Source organism: Escherichia sp. GZ89 (assembly GCF_019366485.1).
GTDB lineage: Bacteria > Pseudomonadota > Gammaproteobacteria > Enterobacterales > Enterobacteriaceae > Escherichia > Escherichia fergusonii.
On sequence record NZ_JAEOHX010000045.1, the window covers coordinates 1 to 982 of the forward strand.

1 protein-coding gene and 2 pseudogenes are annotated in these 982 nt (G+C 47.6%); 1 reads left to right on the top strand and 2 read right to left on the bottom strand.

What is annotated here, in order from left to right; genetic code table 11:
• Positions 1-159, top strand: a pseudogene (locus K0335_RS22070) (sodium-potassium/proton antiporter ChaA); the annotation flags it as partial.
• Between the two features lie 113 nt (positions 160-272).
• On the opposite strand, the gene tnpA reads toward K0335_RS22070, so the two are convergent.
• Both tnpA and K0335_RS22080 read right to left on the bottom strand, forming a co-directional pair.
• Positions 273-731, bottom strand: coding sequence for an IS200/IS605-like element IS200F family transposase (tnpA, locus tag K0335_RS22075; protein WP_000502119.1), 459 nt, complete (start codon positions 729-731; stop codon positions 273-275).
• A 143-nt stretch (positions 732-874) separates the two neighbouring features.
• A pseudogene (locus tag K0335_RS22080) lies at positions 875-982 on the bottom strand (AraC family transcriptional regulator); the annotation flags it as partial.

Here is a 982-nt window from a genome sequence, read left to right on the forward strand (position 1 = left end):
AATGATCTGGTGTTTGGTTTAGGCGCGCCGGAAATGGTAGTGATGGTGGCCTCGTTAGTGCTGTGCCATATTTCGTTCTCTACCGGACGCACCAACGTGCTAAACGGCGCGGCGTATCTGGCTTTATTTGCCGCCTATCTGATGACGATTTTTGCCTGATATAAATAAATATCCTCCGGCATAGCCGGAGGTTTTTCTGATGCGCCTGTAAGGCTCTCTTACCAGCCGCGCCCTAACAGGCGCATACGATCTGACATTTGCATCAAACTTCGTTACTTACGGCCCGTAAACGGGCTGCCCGGATACGGGATCGATAATTGCTCACCCATTTTATCCTCTTCAAGCTGGTGCTTTATGTAGTCCTGTATCTTCGCCGTATTCTTACCCACCGTATCGACATAGTACCCTCTGCACCAGAACTCCCTGTTCCTGTATTTGAATTTTAGATCCCCAAACTGCTCGTAAAGCATCAGACTACTTTTACCCTTCAGATATCCCATGAAACTCGACACACTCATCTTCGGCGGGATCTCCAGAAGCATGTGAATATGATCTGCACAACATTCCGCTTCCAGAATTCGTACGTTTTTCCATTCACACAATTTTCTTAATATGCTGCCTACTGCCCTACGCTTCTCTCCATAGAACGCTTGTCTTCGGTATTTGGGCGCGAAAACTATGTGATATTTACAGTTCCATCGGGTGTGCGCTAAGCTCTTTTCGTCCCCCATTGGGACCCCCTTTTGATTTCTTGTTGAACTTTTGCAGTTGCCAGACCGCAAGATGTTTTAACAAATCAAAAGGGGTTTTAATAACTGGCTTAAAGCTGAAAGCTTTCCGGAACCCCCAGCCTAGCTGGGGGTTTTCCATAGACAATAATCTCCAGCGGCGTGTTCGCCGGAATAATAATTAACTCGCCAGGCCCGGCGACAAGGCGGCTATCATCCTGAATGATGACTTTACTGCCCTGCGTAATATGGCA

Excerpts from the sequence above, each read along its gene's own strand:
- tnpA (WP_000502119.1), bottom strand. The coding sequence starts at position 731 with ATGGGGGACGAAAAGAGCTTAGCGCACACCCGATGGAACTGTAAATAT.